Origin of the sequence: Rhodococcus sp. LW-XY12 (assembly GCF_019317345.1) — a bacterium.
GTDB lineage: Bacteria > Actinomycetota > Actinomycetes > Mycobacteriales > Mycobacteriaceae > Rhodococcus > Rhodococcus pyridinivorans.
Window position 1 is genome coordinate 308822 of record NZ_CP079225.1, and the last position, 19369, is coordinate 328190.

The 19369-nt window shown below is 69.3% G+C and carries 19 protein-coding genes, 1 tRNA gene and 1 other RNA gene; 8 read left to right on the forward strand and 13 right to left on the reverse strand.

The genetic code is table 11. The features are described from left to right. Nucleotides 1-60: 60 nt before the first annotated feature. Nucleotides 61-148, reverse strand: a tRNA-Ser gene (locus KXC42_RS01475). A gap of 117 nt (nt 149-265) precedes the next feature. On the opposite strand from KXC42_RS01475, the gene ffs reads away from it, so the two are divergent. From ffs to KXC42_RS01500, 5 genes are all read left to right on the forward strand, one after another. Beyond that, nucleotides 266-360: signal recognition particle sRNA small type (gene ffs / locus KXC42_RS01480), an RNA gene on the forward strand. A 47-nt stretch (nt 361-407) separates the two neighbouring features. Beyond that, nucleotides 408-1700, forward strand: coding sequence for an aminotransferase class I/II-fold pyridoxal phosphate-dependent enzyme (locus KXC42_RS01485; RefSeq protein WP_219129839.1), 1293 nt, complete (start codon nt 408-410; stop codon nt 1698-1700). Between the two features lie 390 nt (nt 1701-2090). Then, the gene (locus KXC42_RS01490; RefSeq protein WP_257605969.1) at nt 2091-3440 is read left to right on the forward strand and encodes a hypothetical protein; all 1350 of its coding nucleotides are present in this window, start codon (nt 2091-2093) and stop codon (nt 3438-3440) included. A gap of 22 nt (nt 3441-3462) precedes the next feature. Beyond that, nucleotides 3463-4035 carry an HhH-GPD-type base excision DNA repair protein gene (locus KXC42_RS01495; protein WP_006552504.1) on the forward strand — a complete coding sequence of 191 codons (573 nt, stop codon included), beginning with the start codon at nt 3463-3465 and terminating at the stop codon, nt 4033-4035. Continuing rightward, nucleotides 4032-4808: a trypsin-like peptidase domain-containing protein gene (locus tag KXC42_RS01500; RefSeq protein ID WP_006552503.1), complete on the forward strand. Its 777-nt coding sequence runs from the start codon at nt 4032-4034 to the stop codon at nt 4806-4808. The genes KXC42_RS01495 and KXC42_RS01500 overlap by 4 nt, the downstream gene beginning before the upstream one ends. A gap of 21 nt (nt 4809-4829) precedes the next feature. Here KXC42_RS01500 and KXC42_RS01505 read toward each other — a convergent pair whose 3' ends face one another. From KXC42_RS01505 to KXC42_RS01515, 3 genes are read right to left on the reverse strand one after another with little or no spacing between them, the layout of a single operon-like run. Beyond that, a complete protein-coding gene (locus KXC42_RS01505; protein ID WP_019290287.1) occupies nt 4830-5936 on the reverse strand; it encodes an LLM class flavin-dependent oxidoreductase in 1107 nt (368 codons plus the stop codon). Further along, a complete protein-coding gene (gene thiM, locus KXC42_RS01510) occupies nt 5936-6781 on the reverse strand; it encodes a hydroxyethylthiazole kinase (protein ID WP_006552501.1) in 846 nt (281 codons plus the stop codon). The genes KXC42_RS01505 and thiM overlap by 1 nt, the downstream gene beginning before the upstream one ends. A gap of 59 nt (nt 6782-6840) precedes the next feature. Next, a complete protein-coding gene (locus KXC42_RS01515; protein ID WP_219129841.1) occupies nt 6841-7737 on the reverse strand; it encodes a sulfurtransferase in 897 nt (298 codons plus the stop codon). A gap of 124 nt (nt 7738-7861) precedes the next feature. Between KXC42_RS01515 and KXC42_RS01520 the strand changes: the two genes are divergently transcribed. Then, a complete protein-coding gene (locus tag KXC42_RS01520; RefSeq protein WP_006552499.1) occupies nt 7862-8551 on the forward strand; it encodes a GntR family transcriptional regulator in 690 nt (229 codons plus the stop codon). Nucleotides 8552-8555: 4 nt separating this feature from the next. Here KXC42_RS01520 and KXC42_RS01525 read toward each other — a convergent pair whose 3' ends face one another. Continuing rightward, the gene (locus KXC42_RS01525) at nt 8556-9200 is read right to left on the reverse strand and encodes a PadR family transcriptional regulator (RefSeq protein WP_219129842.1); all 645 of its coding nucleotides are present in this window, start codon (nt 9198-9200) and stop codon (nt 8556-8558) included. Between the two features lie 131 nt (nt 9201-9331). Here KXC42_RS01525 and KXC42_RS01530 point away from each other — a divergent pair, with 131 nt between their 5' ends. Then, complete coding sequence (locus tag KXC42_RS01530) at nt 9332-11590, forward strand: DNA polymerase III subunit gamma and tau (RefSeq protein ID WP_219129843.1); 2259 nt, start codon at nt 9332-9334, stop codon at nt 11588-11590. Between the two features lie 233 nt (nt 11591-11823). After that, nucleotides 11824-12402 carry a DUF2231 domain-containing protein gene (locus tag KXC42_RS01535; RefSeq protein WP_019290281.1) on the forward strand — a complete coding sequence of 193 codons (579 nt, stop codon included), beginning with the start codon at nt 11824-11826 and terminating at the stop codon, nt 12400-12402. Between the two features lie 79 nt (nt 12403-12481). Here the strand turns inward: KXC42_RS01535 and KXC42_RS01540 are convergent, their stop codons facing one another. The 8 genes from KXC42_RS01540 to KXC42_RS01575 all read right to left on the reverse strand — a co-directional run bounded on the left by KXC42_RS01540 (nt 12482) and on the right by KXC42_RS01575 (nt 19273). Then, nucleotides 12482-12901 (reverse strand): RidA family protein, encoded by a 420-nt coding sequence (locus KXC42_RS01540; RefSeq protein WP_084222369.1) that lies wholly within the window; start codon nt 12899-12901, stop codon nt 12482-12484. Nucleotides 12902-12929: 28 nt separating this feature from the next. Next, a complete protein-coding gene (locus tag KXC42_RS01545) occupies nt 12930-14528 on the reverse strand; it encodes a gamma-glutamyltransferase family protein (protein ID WP_219129844.1) in 1599 nt (532 codons plus the stop codon). Next, on the reverse strand, nt 14525-14881 hold the full coding sequence (locus KXC42_RS01550; protein ID WP_006552493.1) for a non-heme iron oxygenase ferredoxin subunit: 357 nt from the start codon (nt 14879-14881) through the stop codon (nt 14525-14527). Before KXC42_RS01550 ends, KXC42_RS01545 begins: the two co-directional genes overlap by 4 nt. A 39-nt stretch (nt 14882-14920) precedes the next feature. Further along, a complete protein-coding gene (locus KXC42_RS01555) occupies nt 14921-16375 on the reverse strand; it encodes an aldehyde dehydrogenase family protein (RefSeq protein ID WP_019290277.1) in 1455 nt (484 codons plus the stop codon). After that, on the reverse strand, nt 16372-17595 hold the full coding sequence (locus KXC42_RS01560) for an NAD(P)/FAD-dependent oxidoreductase (protein ID WP_219129845.1): 1224 nt from the start codon (nt 17593-17595) through the stop codon (nt 16372-16374). Before KXC42_RS01560 ends, KXC42_RS01555 begins: the two co-directional genes overlap by 4 nt. After that, nucleotides 17592-17978 (reverse strand): Rieske 2Fe-2S domain-containing protein, encoded by a 387-nt coding sequence (locus KXC42_RS01565; protein WP_051121625.1) that lies wholly within the window; start codon nt 17976-17978, stop codon nt 17592-17594. Before KXC42_RS01565 ends, KXC42_RS01560 begins: the two co-directional genes overlap by 4 nt. Before the next feature lie 84 nt (nt 17979-18062). Beyond that, nucleotides 18063-18782 (reverse strand): TenA family transcriptional regulator, encoded by a 720-nt coding sequence (locus KXC42_RS01570; RefSeq protein ID WP_006552489.1) that lies wholly within the window; start codon nt 18780-18782, stop codon nt 18063-18065. A gap of 41 nt (nt 18783-18823) precedes the next feature. Beyond that, nucleotides 18824-19273 carry a heme-binding protein gene (locus tag KXC42_RS01575; RefSeq protein WP_006552488.1) on the reverse strand — a complete coding sequence of 150 codons (450 nt, stop codon included), beginning with the start codon at nt 19271-19273 and terminating at the stop codon, nt 18824-18826. Nucleotides 19274-19369: the final 96 nt, after the last annotated feature.

Genomic DNA, 19369 nt, shown 5'->3' on the forward strand with positions numbered 1-19369 from the left:
GAACAGGGGGACCGGAAAAGCAGAAACCCCGTGGGACGCTGTGCGCCCCACGGGGTTCCGTGGCGGAGGATAGGGGATTTGAACCCCTGAGGGCGTTAACCCAACCCGCGTTCCAGGCGAGCGCCATAGGCCACTAGGCGAATCCTCCGTGGGGAAGCATACCGAATGGAGACCCCAACTTGCCAAACGGGCACGTCGCACCCTGATTCCAGGGGTGCTGCGGGGGCGGGTTCGCCGCCGAGGCGCTCGTTCCTCTACACTTGCCGATGGATCCCGCGCGGCGCGCATCCTGTGAACTCCCCCAGGGCCGGAAGGCAGCAAGGGTCAACGGGCTCTGCCGGGTGCGCGGGGTCCTCTTAATTTCCGCCGATGCCCGTGTCACCGTGCACGGTGAAAGGTCCCTCCGCATGCCTACGCAGACCCAGTACGGGTTGATGAGCCATGAGGAACTCGTTGCAGAGCACGAGCGCCAGTCCGCCAACTACGAACGGTTGAAGTCGGAGAAGCTGACGCTGGACCTGACCCGCGGCAAGCCCTCGCCCGAGCAGCTCGACCTCTCCGCGGAGTTGCTGTCGCTGCCGGGTGCCGACGACTTCCGCGACGGCAGCGGCACCGACACCCGCAACTACGGCGGCCTCACCGGCCTGCCCGAGCTGCGCGCGATCTTCGCCGAGCTGCTGAACATCCCGGTCGAGAACCTCGTCGCAGGAAATAACGCGAGCCTCGAGATCATGCACGATCTCGTCGTCTGGTCGTTGCTGCACGGCACCGTCGACTCGCCGCGCCCGTGGTCGCAGGAGTCGGTCGTCAAGTTCCTGTGCCCGGCGCCCGGCTACGACCGGCACTTCGCGATCACCGAGTCGCTCGGCATCGAGATGATCCCCGTGCCGCTGCGCGAGGACGGCCCCGACGTGCGGTTCATCGCCGATCTCGTCGCGAACGACCCGCAGATCAAGGGCATGTGGGCTGTGCCGACCTACTCGAACCCCACCGGCGCGGTGTACTCCGAGGAGGTCGCCCGCGAGTTGGTGTCGATGCCGACGGCCGCTCCCGACTTCCGCATCTTCTGGGACAATGCCTACGCGGTGCACCCGCTCACCGAGCACCTCACGCCCGCGATCGACATCCTCGGTCTGGCCGCGCAGGCCGGTCACCCGAACCGCGTGTTCGCGCTGGCGTCCACCTCGAAGATCACCTTCGCCGGTTCGGGCGTGAGCTTCTTCGGCAGCTCCACCGAGAACCTCGCCTGGTACCAGAAGTACCTGGGCATCAAGACCATCGGTCCCGACAAGGTCAACCAGCTGCGTCACCTGCGCTTCTTCCGCGACGCCGACGGTGTGCGTGCCCACATGGCCACGCACCGCGAGATCCTCGCGCCGAAGTTCGCGCTCGTGCGCCGCATCCTCGAGGAGCGTCTCGGCACGTCGAAGGTCGCGTCGTGGACCGAGCCCGAGGGCGGCTACTTCATCAGCCTCGATGTCGTCGAGGGCACGGCGGCCCGCGTCATCGCCCTGGCGAAGGAGGCGGGTATCGCGCTGACGGGTGCCGGTTCGGCGTTCCCGTACAAGAAGGACCCCGAGGACAAGAACATCCGCCTCGCACCGAGCTTCCCTTCGCTCGGTGAGCTCGAGAAGGCCATGGACGGTGTCGCGACCTGCGTGCTGCTGGCCGCAGCGGAGAAGGCGCTCGCCGACAAGTAGTGCGTGGGTAGGTACGCAACGCGAGGACGAGGCTCGCAACATCGGCAGTCACTGCCGGCGTTGCGAGCCTCGATTCTTTGTTGCGTACCTCCGTCGACAAGAATCTGCACTCCGGGTGTGAGTTTGTTCCCAGCCTGTGGATAAAGTTGTGCACAACACGTGGACGGGCGGTGGACAACTCGGATCGGCCCTGGTCGGGGCATTCTCGGTGCCCGCCGTCACCGCGACTTGCTTTCCCGTACCGACCTGACATACTCGCTGGTCAGGGTCGCCGCATACCGTGCGGCGGGTTCGGAAGTGGTGAGTGTGATGGAAAACCGCGCTCTCGTGAATTCCGGAGTCGGCGTATCGGCCGTCGGATCTGTCACGGGGTGTCTCGGTGTACTGAAGGTGTTCCTACTGGCGCTCGACATCGAGGCGGCGCCCGAGACGCCCCCGCGGGTCCCACCCGTCGAGAAGGTGGAGCCCTTCCTGCCGGCACGCATCGCCGAGCAGCCCGAGACGGACCACGGTGTGCGTCCGCCGTGCCTGCTCGCGTTCCGGCACGTCGTCGACCCGACACGACCGGAGATCTCGTTCGGTGCGTCGACGGGGTCGCTGCGTGAGGCGCCGGACACGACCCGACCGTATGTGGGACACCCCGGGACGTGCGTGTCGCTGTGGGACGTCCCCGGCCACGGTCTCGTCCTGGCGCTGGAATCGCTGTCGGACCACGGGTCGCCGCTCGTCGACTGGCGCAGCGACCCGCTGCAGGACCGCGACGGCGCCGGTCTGCGCCCGGTGCTCGGCGAGTTCCTCGCGCCCTTCGAACTGACCGCCGACGCCTGCCTGAACGACGTGTTTCCCGGACTGAACAGGCGGTTGTGTGCGCCGACGACCTATCAGCCCCTGCACGATCTCGTCGTCCACCGCCACCGGGGAGTCGGCGATCGCGAGGTCGCCGAGGGCATGGTCGTGGAAGTGGTCTCGAGCGGCGGCGAACGCGTCCGCTCGCTCGTCGACGGCCCGCGCATCGGACCGGAGGCCCGCGCGGCGGCACGGTCCTGGGGTGTGTTGTGGAAGTGGGACCGGGTTCCGCTGGTGGACCGGCCCGTGCAGCCGGGAGCCACCATCGCCGTGCGGGAGGACTCCGGTGCGGTGCTGTTCGACCTCGAGGCCACCGCCCTCGGCAGCGACTATGTCGGGCACGGCACCCGCGAGATGATCTACGGGCTCATCCCGTGGGTGGCGGTGCGGGCCCGGGCCTCCGCCGACTACTGGACGACCATGGAGCATCTGCGCCACCCCGACGGGCTCGGCGGCGATCGGCTGGCCACGGTCCTCGACGACATCGCGATCATGCAGGCGCGCCGGATGGAACGGGCCCTGCTGCGCAAGGAATCGATCCACGACGACCGGTTCCACTCGTGGACGCAACCCACCCAGCTGCGAGCACTCATGGCCGGCCGGGTCGCCGACGAGTTGGCCGAACTCGACGCGGAACTGTCCGAGGCCGTGGACATCGTCGAGCACGCCCTGCTGCGCAGTGCCGAGTTGCGCGGTGCGAGGCATACCCGCTTGGCCAAGGGCTGGTCCGCGGCGGCGTCGGTCATCGCCGTCGTGGCGTTGTTCGCCGCCCTGGCCGCCGTTCCGGACACCTCGCAACCGACGCTGTTCCCGCACTGGCTGCATGCTCTGACCACGTCGATCGCGCTCACCCTGGGCATCGTGATCGCGGTGGTCGTGTGGCGCCGCCCCTGACGCGCAGGGCATGATCGTCTGCATGTCCTCGACGCTGAACCTGGTCGGAGATCCCGACGCCGACGCACTGCTGGCCGAGAACCCGCTGGCGCTTCTCATCGGCATGCTGCTCGACCAGCAGGTGGCGATGGAGGTCGCGTTCGCGGGACCGAAGAAGCTCGCCGACCGTCTCGGCGGTCTCGACGTGTACCGCATCGCGTCGGCCGACCCCGACGAGTTCGTCGCGGTGTGCGCGCAGCAACCGGCCGTCCACCGGTTCCCCAAGTCGATGGGACAGCGGATCCAGGCGCTGTGCGCGGCGATCGTCGAGGACTACGACGGCGACGCCTCCGCACTGTGGACGTCCGGCGACCCGGACGGCAAGGAAGTGCTGCGGCGGCTGAAGAAGCTGCCGGGCTACGGCGACCAGAAGGCACGTATCTTCCTGGCGCTGCTCGGCAAGCAGATGGGTGTGCGGCCCGAGGGATGGCGCGAGGCCGCCGGCGACTATGGGCACGAGGATGCGCGCCGGTCGATCGCCGACGTCGTCGACGAGCAGTCGCTGCGCGAGGTGCGCGAGTTCAAGAAGTCGATGAAGGTAGCGAAGAAGTCATGAGACGCGTCGCAGCGGTGTGCGGCGCCGCCGTCGCCTTCGCCGGGGGAACCGTGGGCGTGGCCTCGGCCGGCGGGGGAGACGACCGGGTCGTCCTCCGGCCCGGCGACGGGATCGTGTTCTCCGCGGAGCCGACACCGGGTTGGTGTTCCGTGGCGGCGGTCGGGCACGACGACGCGGGTCGGCTCGTCGCGATCACGGCGGGGCACTGCTATCAGACGGGATCGTCGCCCGTCTGGAAGGTCGAGGAGCAGCACCGAGGGCCGATCGGAACCGAAACGGACGTCGCGAGTACGGGTTCGGTCGATCAGCTGGGATTCCCCACCGACGAGATTGCCGACTACGCGGTGGTCCTGCTCGACGAGACCCGCGTGCGGGGATCGAACACGTCGGTGCCCAACGACCGGGGAGAGCGAGTCGTGCTCGAATCGGTCGCGGCGTTCGGCGAAGGCGAGCTGCCGGCCGGAACACATTGCGCGGCAGGGCGGAGCACGTCGGTGGCCTGCGCGACCGGCGATGTGCGGGTGGACGGGAACCTGATGTCCTCGCCGCTGCTCATGCGACCGGGCGATTCCGGCGGGCCGCTCGTGCGTACCGAGACGGGCGAATGGATGGGACTGTCGGTGGGTTACCGGTTCCCGCAGACCGCGGTCTCCGACGACCGGCAGGTTCCCGACACGAGGTTCGCCGCCTACCAGCGGGCCGACCGGATCCTCGCCGAGATCGACGCGCGCGACGGGATCGGCTCGGGGTTCCGTCTCGTCGACACCCCCTGACCGATCCCGCCCGCGTTACCGTCAGAGCTTCTCGAAACGTGGAATCAGGTGTTCGGCAACGTTTTTCGCCTCGTCGATGAGCGGCCATCCGGCGAGGATGAGGGAGGTCGGTCCGGTCGCGTCGCGCAGGGTGCGCACGTGGCCGGTGATCTCGTCCGGGTCGCCGACGTAGTAGACGGCCGACGATCCCGTGGCGAAGATGTCCAGCGGTGACCACGCGGTGATGCCCGCGTAGAGGCCGTCGCCGAGATACAGGTCCTCGGGTTCGGGCAGCTTGCCGGCGTTGATGGTGTCGACCCAGCCCTGCCGCTGCGCGTCGCGCGCGGTGAAGGTCTTCAGATCCTGCTTGCCGTGCGTGCGGCGGCGTACCGCCCGGTCGAGCACGTCCTGGATCTGCTCGATGCCGGCCTTCTCGAACAGCGACCGGAACCGTTCGAGTGCCTCGTCCCGATTCGGACGCACGATGACGCCGGACAGAGCGCCGAAATCGGTGTACTCGCGCCCCTCCGTTGCAGCGGATTCGCGTGCAGCGGTGAACTTCTCCGTGACGAACGAGGTCTCGCGCAGCATGATCAGGTAGGCGTCGAGCACCTTGCCGGCGTTCTGCAGACCGGCGGGGGAGTCGCCCGTTCCCCACAGCGGGACCGAGTGGTCCGCAGGAGCATCGATGCGCAGCGGGGTGTTGGGGAAGTTCGACGCGGTGCCCTCGGCATAGATGCGCCGGAACTCCGCCCAGTACTTCTCACCGAGCTCGTACCGACGGTCGTGCTCGACGTTCATGTCGTACTTGGTGAGGATGTTCTCCCGGCCGTTGACCGAGTTGATCATCAGGCGACCGCCGCTGAACGCGTCGAAGGTCAGGGCCTTCTCGGCGAGCAGTCGCGCGGGCGTCATGTTCGCGTAGATCGCGACGAGGAACTTCATCCGGCTGGTGTGCGCCGCAGCCCAGGTCGCCGAGATGAAGGGGTCGTTCGGCCAGGTCGCGACGAGCGCACCTTCGAAGCCGCCGTCGTCGATGGTCTTCGCGAGTTCGATCTGCCGCTGCCCGTCCACCGGGTACAACCCGCCGGGGCTCCAGGGGTAGTCGCCGTCGGCCTGGGTGAGATACCAGAAGGTCTTGATGGGCATTACTTCGTGTCCTTCGAGGGGAGTTCGAACGGTTCGACGCGGGCGCGGGCGCGCAGCGTGCCGGCGTCCACGGCGAACAGGGCGTCGAGGTAGGCGACGGCGAAGGAGCCGGGGCCGGTGGAGTTCTCCTCGGCGATCTCGGACGCCACGGCGACGTGCGTGTGGGCGGCCGCGAGGCCGACGAGAGGGGTCTCCGCGACCGCGAGATAGGCCGCGACGAGTCCACCGAGGGAGCATCCGGTGGAGGTCACGCGCGGCAACATGGCGCTGCCACCGGCGATGCGCAATCCGACGATCCCGCCGTCGCGGTCGCGGCCGACGAGGTAGTCGACGGGACCGGAGGCCGACACGGCGTCCGCGCGGTCGAGCAGCGCGAGCGCGGCAGGCACGGCAGCAGCGGCCTCGTCGGCGCTGTCGACGCCGCGCGTGTCACCGCCCAGACCGGCCAGCGCGATGATCTCGGAGGCGTTGCCGCGGATCGCGGTGGGACGGAACTTCAGCAGGTCGGCGGCGAGAGAGGTGCGCCACGCCAGTCCGCCCACGCCCACGGGATCGAGGACCCACGGGGTGCCGGCGTCGTGCGCGGCCTCGGCCGCGCGGGTGAAGGCCACCGAGGTCTCGTCGAAGGGCGTGCCGAGGTTGACGAGCACTCCACCGGCGATGCGCGCGAAATCGCCTGCCTCGTGGGCGTTGTCGATGTGCGCGTTACTGGCGCCTGCGGCGAGCAGTACGTTGGTGAGGAAGTTGGCCGAGACGATGTTGGTCAGCGAGTGCACCAGCGGCGTCTGCGCGCGCAGGGCGTCGAGGGTGACGGCGAGATCATCGACGGTGGGGGTCGTGGTCACGGGAGATCCTGTCGGGAGGAGGGGAGGGGACGAAGCGGGTCAGGATCGCGGACATCGCATCATGCGTCGCCCTTCCCTTCTCCGAGTGTCCGCACGGGGAGTGCGGGGTCGGCGGTCCACTCCTCGAGGGATCCGTCGTAGACGGCGATGTCGTCGTGGCCCGTCCGGACCAGTGTGAGCGCCACCAGACAGGCCGAGACGCCGCCACCGCAGTAGAGGATCAGGGGCCGGGAGGTATCGGCGAGGGCCTGCTCGGCCAGCTCGGCGATCCGATCGGTGCTCCGCAGGACGCCGTCGGCGAGCAGGCTCTTGGCCGGCAGGTTCCGGCTCCCGCCGATGTGCCCGCGGCGCGCGTAACGAGTGGTGGCGGTGCCTGCGAACTGCTCGGCGTCGAGCGCACAGACGAGGGTGCCCGGTGCGTCACCGGACACCACGGCGAGCACGTCGTCGCGATCGCGCCACAGGCCGTGGTCGGGCAGCCCGGTCCGGGATGTGGTGGCAGTGCGCTCGGCGGCGTCGCCGGTTTCCACGGGCAGGTCGAGCGCGGTCCAGCGGGCGAAGCCGCCGTCGAGGACGCGGGCGGAGACACCGATGTTGCGCAGCATCCACCACAGCCGGGACGCCCAGGTCATGCCGCCGTCGTCGTAGATCACGAGGTCGGTGTCGGGGGTCACGCCGAGTTCGGTCAGGGCGGCCGCGAGGTCGTCCGGGGCGGGGCGGGAGAAGTGCAGGTCGGTGCCGGGGGCGCTGAATCCGCCGAGCAGGTCGGCGTGCACGGAGCCCGGGATGTGCGCAGCGCGCCAGGTCGCGTAGCCGGATTCCGGACGGTAGTCGCCGTCGAAACGGGGCTTCGGAAAGGTGACCGTGGCGTGCAGGACCGTGTGGGCGCCGGGGTCGCTCGCGAGCTCTTCGGCGCTGATCAGCACCTGTTCGTCCCGGAAAGCCGCCTCGGTCACGCGTTGGGTCCTCTCGTCGTGTTCGAGGAGCGACGCTAAACGACGAATAACGTATACGCAAGTATTCGTAAGTCCACGGTGGCATAATCGGCGCACGTAAACGGCATGCCTACGGAGGGTGTAGATGACCGAGCAGGACGCGACGGCCGAGCTGGAGAGCTCTCTTCTCGTCGAATCGCCCACCGGGCGCGACGACCAGACCTCCAAGCAGTACCTGCGCCTGCGCTCGGACATCCTGGCGGGGAAGTTCCCACGCGGCGCCGCTCTGCACGAGACCCAGCTCAGCGAGACCTACGGGGCGTCCCGCACCCCCATCCGCGAGGCGCTCAACTGGCTCGCGCACGACGGTCTGCTCGAACGGGCCAGTCGCGGCTTCCGGGTGCGTTCGGGCACCCCCGAGGACGTCATCGAGATCTATGCGGCGCGCGTCGCGCTCGAATCCGAGGCGGCCGGCGCCGCGGCGATCCGGCACACCGATCTCGACATGGCCCGGCTCGAGCGACTGCACGATTCGTGCTGCTCAGCCACCGACGACGGCGCGGTGCGCATCGGGAACTTCCGGTTCCACGAGGCGCTGTGGCAGGCCGCGCACAACACGACGATCACGACATTGCTCGTGCGTCTGACCACCCAGCTGCGGATCTACGACTCCGGGCCGCCGTCCAACTACGGCGAGCCCGATCTGCTCAACCGGGAGCACGCGCAGATCCTCGACGCCTTGCGGGCGCGGAACGAGTCCGCGGCCCGCGAACACATGCGTGCTCATCTCGAGCGCAGCCGCGAGCAGCGCATCCGCCTCTTCGCCCGCGGCTGAGCCTTCACTCCTGATCGGACGTGTCGATGTCGCCGGCGAGGATCCGGTACAGCGACTTCTTGGCTCCGGTGAGGACCGCGTGTGCCGCGGCGACCTCGGCGTCGGAACCGCTCATCGCGACCGACCGCGTCGCGACCTGCAGTTCGCGCAGTGCGAGTCGCAGGTCGGGGGCGTCGGAATCGGGATCGTGAGCGGCGAAGGGGTCGAGGAGCTCGTTTTCCGGATCGTCGATGTACGTGCGGCCCGCATCCGTCAGTGAGACGAGCTTGCGTCCGCCCTCCTTCTCGACGGTGACGAGTCCTTCGTCCTCGAGCTGGGAGATCGTCGGGTAGATCGCGCCGGGGCTGGGGCGCCAGGCGCCGCCTGTCCGTCCGGCGATCGCTTCCATGAGCTGGTAGCCGTGCATCGGTTCGGTGCCGAGCAGGCGCAGCACGGCCGCGCGGACGTCGCCTCGCTGTGCTCGGCCGCGTCGTCCTCCTCGCGGGCCGCCGTGTCCCCGTCCGCCGCCACCGCGGTGCGGGCGGAAGCCGGGTTCGTCGTGCGGGTGGTGTCCGCGACGGCGGGGGCCGTCGGCGCGGAACGGGCCGCCGGGAAGATCTCGATCGTGCATGGCGCGGCGACGGCCGCGGGGATGTTCGTGGGTTCGCATCTGTGCGTCTCCTTCTATGTCGATACGGTCACGATAGATCTCGATATATCGTTAACGCAACAGTGGTCTCGGCCACAGATGTCGACGGACCGACCTCCGTGCATGTCGGGAGCCGCCGGTACGCTCGGCGCGTGGCTCTGTACCGGAAGTATCGACCTGCGACCTTCGCGGAGGTGGTGGGGCAGGAGCACGTCACCGTGCCCCTCAGCACGGCGCTCGACACGGGCCGCATCAACCACGCCTACCTGTTCTCGGGTCCTCGTGGATGCGGCAAGACGTCCTCGGCGCGCATCCTCGCCCGCTCGCTCAACTGCGAGACCGGCCCCACGTCCACGCCGTGCGGAACGTGCCGGTCGTGCGTGTCGCTCGGCCCGGGCGGTGGAGGCAACCTCGACGTCACCGAACTCGACGCCGCGAGCCACGGCGGTGTCGACGACACCCGCGAACTCCGCGACCGCGCGTTCTACGCTCCAGCCGAATCGCGCTACCGCATCTTCATCATCGACGAGGCGCACATGGTCACCACGCAGGGCTTCAACGCCCTGCTCAAGATCGTGGAGGAGCCGCCGGAGCACCTCATCTTCGTCTTCGCGACCACCGAGCCCGAGAAGGTGCTGCCCACCATCCGGTCGCGCACGCATCACTATCCCTTCCGGCTCCTCGCTCCCACGGCGATGCGGGGTCTGCTCGAGCAGATCTGTGGCCAGGAGAACGTGCCGGTCGAGGACGCGGTCTATCCGCTGGTCATCCGCGCCGGCGGTGGATCCCCCCGCGACTCGCTGTCGGTGATGGACCAGCTCCTCGCCGGTGCCGGCCCCGAGGGCGTCACCTACGAGCGCGCCCTGTCGCTGCTCGGCGTCACCGACGTCGCTCTCATCGACGAGGCCGTCGATTCGCTCGCGGCCGGCGACGGCGCGGCGCTGTTCGGCACCGTCGAGAAGGTCATGGACGCCGGGCACGACCCGCGTCGCTTCGCCGTCGACCTTCTCGAACGGCTCCGCGATCTCATCCTCATGAAGTCCGTCCCCGACGCCGCCGAGCGCGGACTCGTCGACGCACCCGGCGACGTCCTCGAGCGGATGCGCGACGAAGCGACCCGCCTGGGCCCGGCCACCCTCACCCGCTACGCCGAGATCGTGCACGCCGGGCTCGGCGAGATGCGCGGTGCGACGTCGCCGCGTCTGCTGCTCGAGGTGATGTGCGCGCGCATGCTGCTCCCCGCGGCGTCCGACGCGGAAACCGCTGTCCTGCAACGCCTCGAACGACTCGAGCAGGGCATCGTCGCAGCCCCGGCGGGAAGTGTCGCGCCGAAGCCGGTGGCAGTACCCGCCGCGCCTGCCGCACCGCCCATCTCGCCCGACGAACCCGCGGCACGTTTCCAGCGTCCCTCCCAGCGCCGGGCAGCGGAGGCGGCGCCTGCCGCACCGTCCAACGAGACTGCTCAGCCCCGCGAGACTGCTCAGCCCCGCGAGGCCGCTCAGCCGCAGCCGGAAGCTGCCCAGCAACCCCCTGCCCAGCAGGCACCGGTGCAGCCCGAACCGGCCCAGCCGACACCTGCCCCGACACCGCCTCCCGCCGCCGCGCAACCTCCCGTCGTCCCGGAGGCTCCACAGCCGCAGAGTGTGCCCGACGAGGTTGCCGCGCAGGAGGTTCCGACGCCCGCCCCCGAGGAGCCGGTTGCTCCCGAACCCGAGCCCGAACCCGCCCGCGCGGCAGGCGGTCCCGACGCAGCCCAGATGCGGGGCGTGTGGTCGGAGGTGCGCGCGAAGGTCCGCGAACGCAGCCGCACCGTCGAGGTGATGCTCTCGGGCGCCACGGTCCGATCGGTCGACGGCACCCGCGTCGTTCTCGTGCACGACTCCGCTCCGCTCGCGAAGCGACTCGCCGACGCGCGCAACGCCACGGTCATCGCCGATGCGCTGAAGGCGGTCTTCGGTGGAGAGTTCGAGGTCACCTGCGTCCACGGATCCGCTGCTGCGGAGGCGCCTGCCAGAACCCCGGCACCCGAAAAGAATTCGCGTCCGGCGGGTCAACCGCGTTTCTCCCGGCCGAGCCAGGCGAAGAATGCCGCGCCGCCCGCACCCGCCGAAGCCCCCGCCGCGCCGCAGCGACCGGCGGCCGCACCGTCGGCTGCCCCGACGTTCACGCGTCCGTCCGTGGAGAGCGTCGACGACATCCCGCCGCCCGAAGCCCCCGATCTTCCCGACGACCCGGGCCCCGGCTACGACGCGCCGCCGCCCGACCCGTCGCAGATGACGGAGGCGGACGTCGAGGAGATGTTCGCCGAGGCCGCCACGCCCCGCGACCCGTCGACGCGCCGCGATCCGGAGGAAGTCGCGATCGAACTGCTCAAGGACGTGCTGGGAGCGAAACCGCTCGACGAGAAGTAGTCGTACCGGGCCTGGAGTTGCCGACGAACGGTGTCAGGTCTGCAGGTTGTCTCCGTCGGTGCGGTCCGTCGTGAGCTCGTTCCAGGTCGCATCGACCGCGTCGCGAGCCAACTGTGCAACCGGCCGTTGCACTATTTCCTGACGCCGGACGTTCAGGTCCAGCGATCGAAGGGTGCCTTCGCATCGCGCTCACCCGGCGATTCGTATCTGTTGCCGACGGGTATCGCCTCATCATGAACCTGCACGAACTCCTGCGCGCCGTCGAATCGTTCGACGCTGTGGATCGGCCCGCCGAGCGCATCGCGCAGCGCATGCGGCGAGTCCTCGACGGCTCCGTCGTCGACGACCTGCTCCGAGGTTCCTGGCTCGGACACCCCGTCCATCCGCTTCTCGTCACCGTCCCGATCGGGTCGTGGGTGTCCGCGGCGGCGTTGGACGCGCTGCCCGGGCAGCGCACCGCGTCCCGGCGACTCGTCGCGTTGGGACTGGGCGCGGCGGTCCCGACGATCGTCACCGGCTACACCGACTTCTCCACCCTGGAGGATGCCCCTCAGCGCAGGGTCGGTGCGGTGCACGCCGTGTCCAACGCGATCGGGGTGATCTGCATGGCGACGTCCTATCGCGCGCGACGTGCCCGCCACGACCGGGCGGGGACGATGTGGACTTTGATCGGTCTCGGCGCGGTCGGAGTCGGTGGCGCTCTCGGCGGTCACCTCTCCTACGCCCAGGGTGGCGGAGTGTATCGGTGGCAGCGACCGTCCGAGAGTGTCGATCTTGCAGCCGAACTCGAGGACATCGGCGCCAAGCGCTGAGCACTAGTCCCCGAGGTTCACAACCGAGAAACGAGGCTCACAACCCTGATGGTCGACCACCAGGATTGTGAACCTCCGTCTATCCGCACACGGCGGTCAGCGCGATCTCGAGCGGTGCCCCGCCGGGCAGGGTGTGGACGCCGACGGCGGTGCGCGCCGGTAGCGCATCCACACCGAGTTCGCGTTCGATCAGGTCCGACGCGCCGTCCGCGACCACCGACAGATCGACGAAACCGGGCGCGCTCGCGACGTAGACGACCATCTCGACCGGCCGGAACGACGTGGCCTCCGGCAGCGTCGCGCGGATCGCTGCCAACGCGTTGCCCACCGCGACGACCGCGGCGGCCCGGGCCTGTTCGACGGTGACCTCCGCGCCGACCCGTCCGGTGAGGATCAGCTCGCCGTCTCGCCGTGGGGTCATGCCCGCCGTGCGGACGGTGTCGCCGGCCAACACGGCCGGGACGTATCGCCCCTGCGGACGCGGTGCGACAGCGGTCACATCAGTGGACACCCATGGCGAAGCAATGTCAGAGGACACCCAGAGCCACCCCCTCCTGTCGTGGATCGCTGCCGCCGGAGAGCACCCCGCGGTCGTCGATCGAGATCACCTGCGCGCTGCCCTCGGCGTCGAGTGGTTCGAGCACTTCCACCAGGTGGCCGAGTTCGCGCAGTTCGTCGCACACGCCGTCGGCGACGTCGCCTTCGATCCGCAATGCGGTCGGTTCGCCGAGCACGTTGGCGTCCGATCCCGGGAAGACGGTGAAGCGCGGCGCCGAGACCGCCTCCTGGGGGTCGAGACCGTGGTCGAGCAGGTGCGACAGCAACTGCATGTTCCACTGCACCTGGCCGTCGCCACCGGGCGTGTTGCCCACATGCCGCAGCTCACCCGCCGAGTCGGTGACGATCCACGCGTTGAGTGTGTGCAGGGGCTTGCGGCGCGGCGCCACCTCGTTCGGATGCCCGTCGATCAGGTAGGCACCGCGACCGAGCCGGTTGTTGAGCACGATGCCGGTGCCGGGCACGGTGAGCTTCGCTCCGAAGGTGAACGCCAGCGAGTGGATGAACGACACCGCCCGCCCCTCGGAGTCCACGGCGACGAACGACGTCGTGTCCCCGGCGGAGACGGCGAACGCCTCGGCCGGTGCACGCCCGTCGATCCGTGCGCGACCGGCTGCGATGTTCGCGGGATCGAGCACCCGTGCGACCCCGTCGTTGTCCGACGAGCACCAGCGGAGCCTGTCTTCGAAGGCGACGGTGGCCGCGCGGGCCATCCGGTCGATCGATGCCGCGCCGAGCACAGGGTGGGTGCCGAGCGCGTCGTCGCACAGGGCGGCCTGGTGCAGCACCATCCATCCCGGTGTGGGGAGCGGGGTCTGGTGCACGACGTGACCGGCATAGCTGCCGGTGAGCGCCGCCTCCGCGTCCACTGACGCCCCGGCCTGCCATTCGTCGCCGCTGAACGGTGCTCCGCCCCCCTGCAGCGCAGCCACGCAGCGTTCGGCGAGCGTGCCGGTGTAGAACGATGCCGGATCCTCGGCCAGGGCACGGATCGTGCGGGCCAGATCGGGCTGGGGAAGCACGTCGCCGAGGCGCGGGACCCGGTCGCCCGGTGCGTACACCGAGGCGAGTCCGGCGTCGCCGCGGATCGCATGCAGAGCGGTCTGCACGTCGGTTCGGGTCTTCGCCGAGCACGGCAGGCCGCTCTCGGCGATCCGGGCTGCCGGCGCCCACAGTTCGGGCAGCGACCTGCTCGCTCCCCGCCGGTGCAGTGCCGCCAGCGCGGCGGGTGCGCCGGGAACGGCGACGGCGAGCGCCCCGTCGAGCGGGATCGTGTCGAGTCCCCGTGCCCGGTAGAAATCCGGTGTACCGCCGTCGGGTCCGTAACCGCTGCCGTTGACGGTCCACACCGACCCGTCGGGCTCGCGGACCACGGCGAACGCGTCGCCGCCGATGCCGCACTGCCCGGGCAGGGTCAGCCACGTGACCGCTGCCATCGCCAGGGCCGCGTCGACGGCGTTGCCACCGTCCTCGAGGACGCGGACCCCGGCGAGGCTCGCGAGCGGATGACTCGACGCGACCATGCCTCCGGTCGCGACCGTCGCCGGTCGTGTCGCGCGCCGACTCATGCCGATCGCATCCGACGTCGACGGGGTCCTTCCGGCGGCTCGGCGGGGTCGATCCCGACGAAGATCTCGCCGTCGCGCTCCTCGCACGGATAGGTCTTGATGGGCTCGGTGGCCGGCGGGCAGATCGGCTCACCGGTCTCGAGGTCGAATGCGCTTCCGTGGCAGGAGCATCCGATGCCGTCCTGGACGAGCTTGCCGGACGACAGCAGGCAGTCGAGGTGTGAGCAGTAGTTGGACGTCGCGTACGCCTTGCCGTCCAGTCGGGAGATGGCGAACTCGTAGTCCTCGGCGTAGAACCGGCGGACGATGCCTTCGGGCACCTGCCCGGATCGGGCCACTCGCTTGAACTCCATGGTCTTTCCTCCAGGCTTGTCGAGGGTCGGTGTCGCCGGTCAGGCGTCGGGGGACAGATAGACGGTCTTCTCGGACTGGTAGAACTGCATGAGCGTGGGGCCGGCCTGTTCCTTGAAGGTCTGCGTGCTCGACTGCTTGTAGCCGCCGAACGGCGCGTTCATGGCCATTCCCGTCGTGGGCTGGTTGACCTTCACGAGCCCGGTCCGCGACCCGGCGATGAAACGCTGTGCAGCGGACAGACTCCGGGTGACGACCGAGGCGCTGAGCCCGAAGGCGGTGTCATTCGCCAGAGCCAGGGCCTCGTCGAAGGAGCCGGCGCGCTGGAAGGCCAGGACCGGGCCGAAGATCTCGTCGGTGAGCAGGCGCATCCCCGGGGCGGTGTCTGCGAACACTGTGGGCCGCACGAAGAATCCGTCTCGCAGCGCGTCGTCCTCGCATCGCACGCCGCCGCACACGAGCCGTGCGCCTTCGTCCGTGCCGATGGTGACGTACTCGAGGAACTTGTCGAGCTGACCGCGACCCGCGAGCGGGCCGACATCGACGGCGGCACCCGAACCCGGTCCCACCCGCAGTGCGAGGGTGCGTTCGGCGACCTTCTCGAGCAGTTCGTCGTGGATCGCGTCGACGGCGACGACACGGCTGGTGCCGGTGCACGCCTGGCCCGACAATCCGAAGGCGCCCTTGACGATCAGTGCGGCTGCGGCGTCGAGGTCGGCGTCGGCCAGCACGACGACGGGGTTCTTGCCGCCCATCTCCAGCTGCACGCGCCGGTCGGGGCCGACGCTGCGGTGGATGGCGCGTCCGACCTCGGTGGAGCCGGTGAAGGTCACGGCCGCGACCCGTTCGTCGCCGGACACGGCCGCGCCTGCCTTGCCGTCGCCCTGGACGAGTGCGATCGCGCCGGGCGGCAGACCACCGGCGAGCAGGGCCTCGACGAGTCGCTGCCCCATCAGCGGGGTGATCTCGGACGGCTTGAACAGCACCGTGTTGCCGGCGGCGAGCGCCGGACCGAGCTTGCGGGAGGGGATGTTGAGCGGGAAGTTCCACGGTGTGATGGCACCGACGATCCCGATCGGTTCGCGCACGGTGTAGATCGTCGTGGATCCGGGGGCCGGGAAGGTCGCACCGGTGGCGCGCAGTGCCTCACCTGCGTAGAAGCGCAGGTTCATGGGGGTGCGAGTCACCTCCATCGACGCCTCGGCGCGGGTCTTGCCCTCTTCGCGGATCAGTTCGTCGACGAGTTCGGCCGAGTGTGCGGCGAGGTGGTCGGCGGCTGCTTCGAGGATCGCGGCGCGGCGTTCGGGCGGGGCGGCGGCCCATTCGGGCGCGGCCTTGTCGAGAGCATCGACCGCGTTGCGGACGTCGATGGCGTCGGAGTCCGGGAAGGTGCCGATCAGATCGGTCTCGTCGGCGGGGTTGCGGCGTTCGAAGACCGCGCCGGAGGCGGCCGGTACCCAGTTGCCGTCGATGTGGTTCAGTCCGGTGATCGTCATGCGGGTTCGACCTCCTCGTACATCTCCCACAGATCGGTGTCCTCGTCGGCGAGCAGCGCTGCGTCGACCCTGCGGCCGATGAGTTCGCGGGCCGCCATGATGTCCTCGCCGCGGTCCATCGCGAAGGCAGCGGTCAGAACGTCGCCGGCGAGGTAGAAGACCGAGAACTCTCCGCTGTCGGTGTCACCGCGGACGACGAGTTCGGTTGTTCCGGAAGCTGATCCGGCGAACTGGATGTTGGTGTCGTACTGATCGGACCAGAACCAGTGCGGGTCGTCGGAGAGCGACTGCCGCCCGACGATCGTGTCGGCGACCACCGCGGCCTGGCGGTTCGCGTTGTCGAAGTGTTCGACGCGCACGTGCCGGCCTTCGCGCGGAAAGAACCGCTTCGCGACATCGCCTGCCGCATAGATGTTCTCGACCGAGGTGCGCCCGGTGGCGTCGACCACGATCCCGCCGTCGACGGCGAGTCCGCTCGCCGCCGCGATGTCGGTGTTGGGGACGATGCCGATGCCGACGACCACGGCGTCGGCCTCGACGATCCCGGTGGTGGTCTCGATCCGCACGCCATCATCGGAGGTGGTCACCGAGGCGACGCCCGTGCCGGCGCGCAGGTCGACACCGTTGCGGTGGTGCAGTTCGGCGCAGTGCCGGCCGACCTGCTCGCCGAGGATGCCTCCGAGGAGGTGTTCGGCCTGTTCGAGGACCGTCACCGTCACGCCGAGAGATCTTGCGGTCGCTGCGATCTCGAGTCCGATGAAGCCCCCGCCGACGATCGCGAGACTCGAGCCCGGGGTCAGGCGGGCTGCGAGGGCGGTCGCGTCGTCGAGGGTGCGCAGGTAGTGGACGAGATCGGGCCGGGATCCGGTGGTGGTGAGGGTGCGGGGGCGTCCGCCCGTGGCGAGGACGATCGCGTCGGCGGCGATCTCGCCGCCGTCGAACTCGACGGTGCGGGTCGCGGTGTCGATGCGCTGAACCGACACACCCTTTCGGATGTCGATGTCGTTGGCGTCGAGCCATTTCCGGGTCAGCAGTGCGAGTGAGTCGACTCCTTCGCGGCCTGCGAGGAATTCCTTCGACAGGGGTGGGCGCTGGTAGGGGGCGTGCTGCTCGTCGCCGAGCAGCACGATACGTCCGTCGAAGCCGCGGCGGCGCAGGGTGCGTGCGGCGACGGCGGCGACCTGGCCGGCGCCCACTGTGACTACGGTGCGAACGGTCATGCCGAGCACTCCTTTCCGGATGCGGCCGGTGCCGGACGCGGGGTGGGGTCGACGAGGACGGTCTCGTCGCGCACGAGGACGGGATAGACCGGCTGGCAGAGGTCCTGGTCCTCTTCGTATCCGGTCTCGAGATCGAAGCGCCACTGGTGGCCGGGGCAGATGACCCGGCCGTGCAGAAGCGTGCCCTTCGCGAGCGAACGGTCCTGGTGGATGCACAGGTCGGCGAAGGCGTAGATGCGGTCGTTCGCATGGAACAGTGCGATCGCGAGGCCGTCGACCTCCACGCGGAGTTTGCGGCGGCGGGTCACCTCTTTCACCGTGGCGACGGCGACCCAGGTCGGGGACTCCGCGGCGGTGTCGGTGCCGGCGGTCCCGCTGCCCATGATTTCGGTGGACATGCTTCTCCTTCGCTCGTGTGCGAGACCGGGAGCGGAAGCCGCGAGCGACTTCCGCTCCCGCGCATCGGATCAGGCGGACGCCAGCTCCAGATCGGGGGCGACGTACGTGTCGTACAGGCCCTTCGTGTACGAGAAACGCATCTCCGCTCCCCAGCGAACGAGCTGCAGGCAGCGCTGCTGCAGCTGCGGGGTGTCGGCGCAGTCGAGGACGATCTGGTAGCCGCGCTCACCGTGCACCACGTCCGAGGTGATGTGCAGGTCGAAGAACTCGATCTCGTCCTCGGTGAAGCCGTACACCTCGCGGAGCGGGACGATCTGCTTCTTGTAGATGCTCGGCACCTGCGATTCGAGGCCCACGACCAGGGCCGCGGTGGCGACGACGAAGTGTTCGCGCTGCGACACCGCGTAGCACCAGGCCTGCAGTCCGCGGGTGACCGCGTTCATGTTGTTCGGATCCTCGACGCGCTCCTTGGTGGTGCCGCACGCCTCGGCGAACTTGATGAGCAGGTCGGTGTGCCGGATGTCGGCCAGCTCCTCCTCGTACATGTTCTGGAGGGTGAAGTCCTTGGCGTCGGTGAAGTGATCGGGGGTGTTGGAGTAGATGTTCGCCAGGTAGTCGGCGAAGGGGCCGACGTAGTGGTAGTGGTTCTCGGCCCACCGGGCGAAGTGGTGCTTCTCGAGCTTGCCCTCGGCCCACGCCTTGCTGAACGATGCGTTCTTCGCTTCGCGTCCCTTGATGGCGTCTTCGAGTGCGGCGCGGAATTCGTCGCGTCCGAGCAGTTCGGTCATGATGATGCCTTTCGATGAGGAGGTCGTGCGGGGGGATGCGATCAGGCGTTGATCGCGGAGGTCAGGGCTTCGAATTCGGCGATCATGGCGGCGCCGACCGCTTTGTCCTGCTCGCCGTTGCCGCCGCTGATGCCGACGGCGCCGACGATCTGTCCGTCGTAGACGAGGGGGAAGCCGCCGACGAAGATCGCGAACTTCCCGGGGAGCATGTGGCTGATGCCGAACGCTTCGTTGCCGGGGAGTGCGGGTCCGTTGGGACCCTCGTTGAACAGGTGGGTGGCGCGCTCGTGGCCGGCGGCGGTGAACGCCTTCGCCATGGCGATCTCGACGCCGGTGAGGCGGGCGCCGGGAAGCCGGTGCAGAGCAATGACGTTCGCGCTCTCGTCGCAGACGCAGAGGGTCTGCTTCACGCCGATCTCCTCGGCCTTCGCGCGGCCGGCGGCCAGCAGGGGGAGTGCGTCGTCGAGGGTGATGCGGTGGATTCGATGCATTGGTCTCCACTTTCGGAGTCGGGTCGGAGAGTCGGACGATTCCTGGTCCGCGTCGGGATCCGTGTGCGTCCCGCCGATGTCGCGTCGCTGAAGTGT

Excerpts from the sequence above, each read along its gene's own strand:
- KXC42_RS01575 (WP_006552488.1), bottom strand. The coding sequence starts at position 19,273 with ATGCATCGAATCCACCGCATCACCCTCGACGACGCACTCCCCCTGCTG.
- KXC42_RS01555 (WP_019290277.1), bottom strand. The coding sequence starts at position 16,375 with ATGACGATCACCGGACTGAACCACATCGACGGCAACTGGGTACCGGCC.
- KXC42_RS01485 (WP_219129839.1), top strand. The coding sequence starts at position 408 with ATGCCTACGCAGACCCAGTACGGGTTGATGAGCCATGAGGAACTCGTT.
- KXC42_RS01570 (WP_006552489.1), bottom strand. The coding sequence starts at position 18,782 with ATGACCGAACTGCTCGGACGCGACGAATTCCGCGCCGCACTCGAAGAC.
- KXC42_RS01500 (WP_006552503.1), top strand. The coding sequence starts at position 4,032 with ATGAGACGCGTCGCAGCGGTGTGCGGCGCCGCCGTCGCCTTCGCCGGG.
- KXC42_RS01550 (WP_006552493.1), bottom strand. The coding sequence starts at position 14,881 with ATGGAGTTCAAGCGAGTGGCCCGATCCGGGCAGGTGCCCGAAGGCATC.
- KXC42_RS01565 (WP_051121625.1), bottom strand. The coding sequence starts at position 17,978 with ATGGGCAGCGGGACCGCCGGCACCGACACCGCCGCGGAGTCCCCGACC.
- KXC42_RS01495 (WP_006552504.1), top strand. The coding sequence starts at position 3,463 with ATGTCCTCGACGCTGAACCTGGTCGGAGATCCCGACGCCGACGCACTG.
- KXC42_RS01525 (WP_219129842.1), bottom strand. The coding sequence starts at position 9,200 with ATGCGAACCCACGAACATCCCCGCGGCCGTCGCCGCGCCATGCACGAT.
- KXC42_RS01505 (WP_019290287.1), bottom strand. The coding sequence starts at position 5,936 with ATGCCCATCAAGACCTTCTGGTATCTCACCCAGGCCGACGGCGACTAC.
- KXC42_RS01560 (WP_219129845.1), bottom strand. The coding sequence starts at position 17,595 with ATGACCGTTCGCACCGTAGTCACAGTGGGCGCCGGCCAGGTCGCCGCC.
- KXC42_RS01535 (WP_019290281.1), top strand. The coding sequence starts at position 11,824 with ATGAACCTGCACGAACTCCTGCGCGCCGTCGAATCGTTCGACGCTGTG.
- KXC42_RS01520 (WP_006552499.1), top strand. The coding sequence starts at position 7,862 with ATGACCGAGCAGGACGCGACGGCCGAGCTGGAGAGCTCTCTTCTCGTC.
- KXC42_RS01545 (WP_219129844.1), bottom strand. The coding sequence starts at position 14,528 with ATGAGTCGGCGCGCGACACGACCGGCGACGGTCGCGACCGGAGGCATG.